Source organism: Petrotoga halophila DSM 16923 (assembly GCF_002924615.1).
In genome coordinates, this window is record NZ_JALY01000244.1 from 872 (window position 1) to 9,169 (window position 8,298).

General features: G+C 33.4%; 10 protein-coding genes. 5 read left to right on the plus strand and 5 right to left on the minus strand.

All coding sequences use genetic code 11. The features are described from left to right. The 5 genes from AA81_RS14300 to AA81_RS11770 all read right to left on the minus strand — a co-directional run. On the minus strand, positions 1-453 hold a 453-nt coding region (locus tag AA81_RS14300), incomplete at its 3' end, for a hypothetical protein (RefSeq protein ID WP_169999775.1). Positions 454-641: 188 nt separating this feature from the next. Next, on the minus strand, positions 642-1,046 hold the full coding sequence (locus tag AA81_RS11755) for a hypothetical protein (RefSeq protein WP_146050391.1): 405 nt from the start codon (positions 1,044-1,046) through the stop codon (positions 642-644). A gap of 177 nt (positions 1,047-1,223) precedes the next feature. Further along, a complete protein-coding gene (locus tag AA81_RS11760) occupies positions 1,224-1,730 on the minus strand; it encodes a hypothetical protein (protein ID WP_103899132.1) in 507 nt (168 codons plus the stop codon). Between the two features lie 123 nt (positions 1,731-1,853). Beyond that, positions 1,854-2,342 carry a hypothetical protein gene (locus AA81_RS11765; RefSeq protein ID WP_103899133.1) on the minus strand — a complete coding sequence of 163 codons (489 nt, stop codon included), beginning with the start codon at positions 2,340-2,342 and terminating at the stop codon, positions 1,854-1,856. A 182-nt stretch (positions 2,343-2,524) separates the two neighbouring features. Further along, positions 2,525-3,730 (minus strand): hypothetical protein, encoded by a 1,206-nt coding sequence (locus tag AA81_RS11770; protein WP_103899134.1) that lies wholly within the window; start codon positions 3,728-3,730, stop codon positions 2,525-2,527. Between the two features lie 196 nt (positions 3,731-3,926). Here AA81_RS11770 and AA81_RS11775 point away from each other — a divergent pair, with 196 nt between their 5' ends. The 5 genes from AA81_RS11775 to glmS all read left to right on the plus strand — a co-directional run bounded on the left by AA81_RS11775 (position 3,927) and on the right by glmS (position 8,214). Then, positions 3,927-4,469 (plus strand): hypothetical protein, encoded by a 543-nt coding sequence (locus AA81_RS11775; protein WP_103899135.1) that lies wholly within the window; start codon positions 3,927-3,929, stop codon positions 4,467-4,469. 132 nt (positions 4,470-4,601) lie between these two features. Further along, the gene (locus AA81_RS11780) at positions 4,602-5,165 is read left to right on the plus strand and encodes a YceD family protein (RefSeq protein ID WP_103079254.1); all 564 of its coding nucleotides are present in this window, start codon (positions 4,602-4,604) and stop codon (positions 5,163-5,165) included. A gap of 27 nt (positions 5,166-5,192) precedes the next feature. Further along, positions 5,193-5,375: a 50S ribosomal protein L32 gene (gene rpmF / locus AA81_RS11785; RefSeq protein WP_103079255.1), complete on the plus strand. Its 183-nt coding sequence runs from the start codon at positions 5,193-5,195 to the stop codon at positions 5,373-5,375. 4 nt (positions 5,376-5,379) lie between these two features. Further along, the gene (gene plsX / locus AA81_RS11790) at positions 5,380-6,360 is read left to right on the plus strand and encodes a phosphate acyltransferase PlsX (protein ID WP_103079256.1); all 981 of its coding nucleotides are present in this window, start codon (positions 5,380-5,382) and stop codon (positions 6,358-6,360) included. Positions 6,361-6,375: 15 nt separating this feature from the next. Further along, positions 6,376-8,214 carry a glutamine--fructose-6-phosphate transaminase (isomerizing) gene (glmS, locus tag AA81_RS11795; protein WP_103079257.1) on the plus strand — a complete coding sequence of 613 codons (1,839 nt, stop codon included), beginning with the start codon at positions 6,376-6,378 and terminating at the stop codon, positions 8,212-8,214. Positions 8,215-8,298: the final 84 nt, after the last annotated feature.

Genomic DNA, 8,298 nt, shown 5'->3' on the forward strand with positions numbered 1-8,298 from the left:
TATGACGGTTCCTTGCACATGAGCTGTTATTCTTATCGCATACCTTATAATTATTCCTATCGTTCCACTAGTTTCAACTTCTGGGGTAATCATAAGGATAAAATTGTAAGTCCCAAAAGAAGCGTTTGAAGGGATATTTACACCGACTTCAACAGGTGTTGTTGAGCGAGGGGAAACGGTGATGGAGTTTGGAAACTCAATCCAATTTGAATATAGAAAGTTATCTGGAGTTGCTTCTACATAATCAAAATTTCCAGTTAAGTCTTGACTCAGTTGGTAAAGCTCTATATTGACGTTTTGTGTAGTGTTGCCTCCAATGACGTTTATAGTGGCAACAAATTCTTCCCCTGCCCTGACGTCTTTTTCAACAGACAGGGGTGAAACGGTTATCTGAGTAAAAGAAAAGGTTGTAAAAAGCAAAAAAATAATTGATATGATATAAAATTTCTTCATAATTATTACCTATCCCCTTTTTTGTGTCTATTATATCATAATTTGTAATTTTGGAGCCTTTAATATCTTATTCACGGGAATAAAGAGCACTTTTTATCAATAAAATTACCCCTTTTTATGTGCTTTAGTTGCGAAAAGGGGTAATTGAATACGTGTAGAATATTTTTATGAATGTTCTTTCAAAACTCTTAGAGCGAAGTGATGGTAAAGGTTACATCTGCAATCTTTGTATTTGTGGTAAGTGAACCTAGATTTAAGTTACCTAAAACATCTAATGTTGCAGTAACATCAAAAACGACATTTCCTGCTCCCCCAAAACCTGATACGCTTGTGTCTATGGCAATTTGTAATTTATTAGCCCAACTGCTATAGCCTGTCACAGGGGTTACTGAATGATTAACATTATAACTCACGTTTGCCTCAGCTAAGAGCTTTACAGTATCTGAAGGATTTGCAGGAGTTGCAGGATTAAAAACTAAATCGAACTGGCTATCAGGACTTGAAGAATCTACTGACAATCTCACAAACTCTGGAACATTCAAATAGACAGGAACATCAACATAATCAGAAACTGCCAAGCCCGCAACTGACATCAACATCACCATCATCAAAACTGCCAAACCTAAAACTTTTTTCATAATTTTCCACCCCTTTTAAAATTTTTTGTTTTTTGAATTATTTTTATTTTACTTTTCTAATTTAATTATACTTGCTATAATAAAACCATAATAATTTTTAATAAAAATACAATCAGAATTTATGTTACAATTTTAGATACTTGAAACCGTTATTTGGATGTTTCCAATTTGGCCTTCAGTGAAGGTGAAAACAATTCCACCCCATACCCACAGTTTGAAAGTAAGTTTATACTTATCATTACCAGGTTGTAATGTACCCGAAGTTCCGTTGCCGCTTTCTCCCTCTTTTTCTATGACAGTGTTTCCTTGCGGATCTTGAATAATGATTTTATGAAATTTTAAAAGATCATTCAGTATTTCTTCTGTCCAATCATCCGGATCCAGAACATCAAAATCTACCCCTATAGTGTACTGGATATTGGATTCCACTGAAAAATCCAAGTCATCTTCTACCCATGAAAGCCAATTTGACACATCAGCATATAAGTCTAGGCGAGGTTCGTCAGAAAGTCCGGTAATTTTCAAGTATTCAGACACAGTCAAATATATAGGAACCGTAGCCTCTTTGTTTATAGAAAATATGAATGATGATATGATAATAAAAAGAATAACTATTAATATATATTTGATGGTTGACATCGTCCCCCCCTTATGTACGTATTATAAAAAAGCATTCTATTCAAATTATAATTTGAGTAATAAGAAGACAATTAATTTTCAATAAAAATTTAATCAGAATTTATGTTAACATTTTATAACATCCTACAACTTTGAAACAGTTATTTCGACATCCCCTATATATCCTTCAAATTCAGGTAAGTATACACTCGAAAATAATCTCATATCCATTTCGAAAAAAAGCCAGTAATCTTGGATACCTTTATCTCTTTCAATGGTAGGTATTGATTCTGCATTTGTGACCAGATTGTTTGAGTTATCTGTAATGTAAGATTCATAAGTTTCTTCAATGAGTGTTTTTACTGCTTCAGACAAATCTTCTTCCACATTAAAGCTTATACCTAAAAGATAATCTACGTTAGCATGAACTTCGAAAGAAAGTTTATCACCAAATACTTGTTGATTTGAGCTCATATCTATAGTGAACTGTAATGATTCTTTGCTTAAATTAGTGATTCTCAAAAATTCAGGCACAGTTAAATAGACCGCCACGGTAACCTGCTGCGATGAAAAAGAAAGGATAATTATTAGTATAATTAAAATAATAAATATGCCACTTTTGAATAAATTCATAATTGAATTACCTCACTTCTTTAGAATTATAATTTTGTAAATAAAATATCAATCAAAAAATACAAAAAAACGATAAAAAAATCTTTATCGTTTAATAATAAAACTCTTCAATTTTTGGTTTTTATCTTTGTTAACGAATTAATTAGATGAGAGAAAAGTAAGAAAGATAAATTATTAATTGCTTAATTTGTAGAGGAAGCAGAGAGAGTTATGTACACATTTCCAATATGCATATTTTCGTTGACGGTCAATAGATCATCAGCAAAGTGGGATAGAATTAATTCTCTCTTCTCATTCCACAAATCTGCAAAGTTTGCTTCTAATTGTAAGTCAAATTCATAATTTTCAGCATTTACAGACATTAATGGATCGTTTGATAACTTGATATAATCATTGAAAAAATCATAATCCTCAAAAATCACAAGTGAAAGATTGACTAAATAAGAAGGGACTGTTGAATTTATTGACACAGGTACTGAAGAAATATAATCATTTTGTGGGTTAGCTGGGTCAAATGTCAAATCAAGACTTCCCCCTATCGTAATTTCAATATTTGGTTCAGGAATCTTGTAATAAACTGGGACTATATAATATCTAAAATATCTCCCTTCCATCGGGATAGAAATAACAACATTTGCGACGTGAAGCCCTTCTTCAGGAGAACCAGCCGCAATATATTTTTCTTGTAATAAACTTCCATAATTGTTGAATAGCTTACCTAAATTAGAGCCAACTTTTACGTCGAACTCTACATTTGGATTATTTAAATAAATATTAGGAGAACTTAAAAATTGTAAATAACTATCTTCAGATAGAAAATCAAATCCATCTAAATAATCTACGCCAACATAAACATGAAGGGGAAGTAAGTTAGTCTTTAGAGATAGTTTAGAAATTTTTTGATCGTACCATGGCCCACTACCTGGATAAGGCGGGGAGAATTCAAAAACTATATCGTTTGAAACGTTATAGTCCACAAAAAAGTCATCGACTACAAAATAAATATCAACAAAATCTAACTGGTCCCCGTTTGAGTCAAAAAGCAAAACTTCTCCTATTTTTGTGCCTGAAGAAGATAAAAGACCATTCTTAAACATTGCTAGAATTTTTTGGTTATTATTTTGCCAGAATGTTTGGACATTAAACCCTAGTTGTATTGTATAAGTATTTCCACTTCCCCAACTTGAAAGGTTGAAATAACTTTTAAGAAATTCGTAATCACTATCTAGTTGTAATTCTACGCGAGAAACGCTCGATTGCTTAACATCAACTAGTATTTGCTGGTACTTGTAATGGCCCTCATCTAATTTGAATTCGAAATAATTGTTTGTTGAAAATATGCTTATAGTTATGAACAAAAAAGTTAAAAAGACAATTATTTTCTTCATTTTAATCACTTCCTAATAATTTTCTTTCTAAATTATACCTCATTTTGTACAAATAATTTTAATTTTTCCAATAAAAATTCAATAAAAATGGTTATAATTAGCTTTTAATGAGCTTTAAAAAAATAATAAAAGACTTGACATTTTTATTTTTATTTAGTATAATTTTACTAGATTTTTATTAGAGGTGGCGAGTGTAATGAAAAAGACAATTTTTTATAACCTTGACTCCATTCGGGACGTTCTCCTTGACCCCGCTCGGGGCGTTCTTTTAACAATGTTGTTGGTTATAAATATAAGCGTTATTTCTTTTTCTCAAACTTCTGATAGTGTTAATATCCCTGTTTATATTAGCGTTCCCAGCTATGCTGCAATTGACTCTGCTGATAAAGAGAGTTTAGAATATGAATTAGATTTGTCATCTCCTGAAAACAAAAGTGAAGAGGTTAAGGTAAAAATCGTAGCAAATACAGCTTTTGAACTTAAGGTTGAATTTGATGCCGAAGAAGGTAGTTTTAACGAACAGAACCAAGCATTGTTTGAATTGTTGAATAGCAGTTATAATTATTCTATTGATAGTAACGAATCATTGTATGGAGTTATTGAAAAAACTGTTCAAGTGGGATTCAATTTTCAACAAGTACTCGATAGCAATCCCGAAATAAAAGAATCACTTTTAAAAAGCGGAGAATACAACGATAAGGTTGGAAATTTTGTTTTCACAGTTTCCCCTGCAGTTTAAAGATAAATTTTGTAAGCAGACGCTCGAGAGGTAGGTTAATTCCTGCCTCTTTTTTTATTATTCAAAAATTAACAATTATTTTGTATATGATAAACCTTTTTGAAGTAAAATAAAACCGTTGAGGTGAGAATAATGTTTAATGAAGAATTGAAAAATAAAAACCTTATAATTGAATTAGAATCTTTTGAAAAGATATTAGATAGAGAAATCATCATTAGAAACTGGAAAGAAATTGAACTACCTTCTGAAAAGGCGAAAATACTTGCCCCAATAGATTTAAATGTTTCTTTGGAGAAAGGAGACAGTCAAGTATTAGTAAGTGGTAAAATTGAAACTATGGTCCAGCTTCATTGTTCGAGATGTTTGAAACCCATTGAGTATTGGATAGATGAAAGTTTTGAAGCCGTATATTTGAGTAGGAGCTTTGAGAAATATTTGTCGAAAACTGAGCGGTTAAAAACATTGGATAATCTCATTTACTATGATGGTCAATCAATAGATTTGACAAATCGAGTAATAGAGACTATAATATTATCAGTGCCAGAAGTTCCACTTTGTAAAGAAGATTGCAAAGGGTTATGTCCTATCTGTGGGATTGATTTAAACGAAAATCCGAATCATTCTTGTGAAACAGAGGAGATCGACCCGCGTTTTGTAATGTTAAAAAAATTACTGGATGATGAAAAATCAAATTGATACAAAATACCAAAGGGGGAAACATAGATGGCAACACCAAAACAGAAACCTTCAAGAAGTAGAACACATTCAAGAAAAGCAAAATTTTACTCTGCATACAAGATTAACGTTGTAAAATGTCCAAAATGCGGAGAGCCAAAATTACCGCATCGTGTCTGTTTGAATTGTGGGTATTACGGTGATAAACAAATCTTAGAAATAGGTGAATAAGCCAATGGACAGTGTAAAAATAGGTATAGATCTATACGGCGGTGATAATGCGCCCCACTCTGTTGTTGAGGGCGTACTTTTTGCTTTGAAGAATAAGTTTCTTTCCCCTGAAGAATTGGTTTTAGTGGGAAATGAAATTTCAAAGGAAGATTTAGATAAAATATCAAATTTAAAAATTGTACCAGCCAAAAACTCGGTTAGTAACGAAACAAAACCAACAGAAGTTTTGAAATTGAAGGAATCTTCCATGTACGTAGGTTGCGAAATGTTGAAAAATAAAGAATTGAATGCTTTTGTGAGTGCGGGGAACACCGGTGCGTTGCTTTCAAGTGGTACTTTTGTTGCTGGTAGGCTTCCCGGTATAAAAAGGCCTGCTTTGGTTTTGGCGCTTCCCTCTAAATCAAATAAACCAAAAATTTTAGTAGATGCAGGGGCGAATGCCGAAGTAAAGGCTGAACACTTTTACGATTTTGCAAGAGAAGGAATAGCTTATGCTAAATTTTTGAATCTTGAAAATCCGAGAGTGGGGATTTTAAACATTGGTTCTGAAGACGAAAAAGGAAATTCAATAGTTAGGGAAGCTTCTAATTTGTTAAAAGAAGAAAAGACTTTTAATTATGTTGGGTATGTAGAAGCACGTGAACTGTTTGATGACACGTGTGATATAATAGTTACAGATGGATTCACTGGTAACAACGTGTTAAAAACTATGGAAGGCACAGCTTATTTTATCCTACACGAACTGAAAGAAACGATTAAAAAAGGTGGGTTATTCACAAAATTAGGAGCCTTGTTTCTAAAAGGTTCCTTAAAGTCTTTGGTCAGTAAGATTGATTATAGAAGTTATGGAGGAACATTCTTTTTGGGAGTTAACGGTGTTTTAGTCAAGGCGCATGGGTCTTCAGACGCTGAAGCGATAGCGAATGCATTGTATGTGTCTTACCGTGCGGCTAAATTTGACTTGATCAAAAAGATTGAGATTTAATAGGGGGTTTAAAAATTGTGTGGGATAGTAGGGTTTGTTTCAGATAGAAAAGTAAAAGTTGAAGAACTTATTTCTGGGTTAAAAAAACTTGAATATCGGGGGTACGATTCCGCAGGTTTAGCTTACAATGTAAATCATTCTATAAAATACTTAAAAAAGCCAGGAAGAATTAGCGAAATTGAAAAATTACTATTAAATGAAGGGTTATTAGAAGAAAGCTTTTATTCTGGAATAGCCCATACAAGATGGGCAACGCACGGCATTGTTTCGGAGCAAAATTCTCATCCGCATTTGGATTGTAAAGAAGAGTTAGCTGTTGTACATAACGGTATCATAGAGAACTTTCAAGAATTGAGAACAGGTCTTGAAATTAAAGGTCATATCTTTAAATCAGAAACCGATTCCGAAGTTATCGCTCATTTGATAGAAGATAAATACAACGGAGATCTTTTTGAGTCAGTTTTAAGAGCTTTGAAGGAACTGGAAGGTGCTTATGCTATTGCGGTTGTTCATAAAGACAAACCCGATCAAATCATAGCTGCAAGAAAAGGTAGCCCTTTAGTGATTTCAAGTAATGAAAATATAACCATGTTAGCTTCAGATGTCACTCCTTTATTGAAATATTCAAAAGAGATGAACTTTTTGAATGACGGTGAGATAGCCATTTTAACTCCTAAAGGTTATTCAATATTTAACTTAGATGGGGTTCCCCTTGAGAAAAAACCAATAAGTATAACCTGGGATGAATCATTGGCAGAAAAATCAGGATATCCACATTTCATGTTGAAAGAAATCTTTGAGCAACCGATAGCATTAGAATCTGTTTTGGTTGGTCGATTAAAAGATGGAAAACCACAGATAAAAGAAGTACAATCTTTAGAAAGTTTTGTTAAGAACCAAATGAAAAAGGTGTATGTAGTTGCATGTGGTACGAGTTATCATGCCGGTTTGGCTGCAAAATACTTCATGAATAGATATTCAGATATTGATTTTGACATAGAGGTTGCATCAGAGTTCAGATACATGAATCCAGCAATAGATAGTAATACTTTGGTGTTGGCTATATCTCAATCTGGGGAGACTATAGATACGCTAGAGGGGGTCAGATTAGCAAAGAAAAAGGGTGCATATGTATTAGCTATAAGTAATGTAGTCGGTTCCACTATCTCTAGAGAATCTGACGCAGTTCTTTATCTCAACACTGGTCCGGAGATAGGGGTTGCCGCAACAAAAACTTATACTGCACAGATAGTTTTGCTTTACACCTTAGTTGCCCAACTTATCTATTGGAAAGGTTACAAAAACAAAGAGCTGGATGACATAATGAGAACCATTGAGAAGATGCCAGAATTGTTTAGGATTATCTTAGATAAAACAAACGGTCACATGATGGAGTTAGTAAAGAAGTATAAAAACTTCAAAGATATGATGTATATAGGTAGGGTTTTTGGTTTTCCCGCAGCTTTGGAAGGCGCTTTAAAATTAAAAGAGATCAGTTATATCAATGCCATCGCCTATCAAGCGGGTGAATTAAAACATGGTCCAATAGCCCTATTGGATGGTAATTTTCCAGTTTTTGCAATAGTCCCAACAGGGAAGTTGAGAGAGAAGATGATCTCCAACATTATGGAAGTAAAAGCGCGTGGGGCAAGAGTTATAGCTTTAACCCCAAAAGATGATCTACAAGCAAAAAAAATATGTGATGATTACATCGATGTACCTTCTATTTCCGAACCTTTAATACCGTTAGTAGTTGCACCCATTACACAACTGTTTGCTTACTACATAGCGGTACAAAAAGGATTGGACCCAGATAAACCAAGGAATTTGGCAAAAAGTGTCACGGTTGAATAATTTTAGTAGAGGTGGTAAATACACCTTTATCCTTAGATGGGGCGGGCTACGGGGCAAAGCCTTTTACTCTTCCTTAGAAGGGCA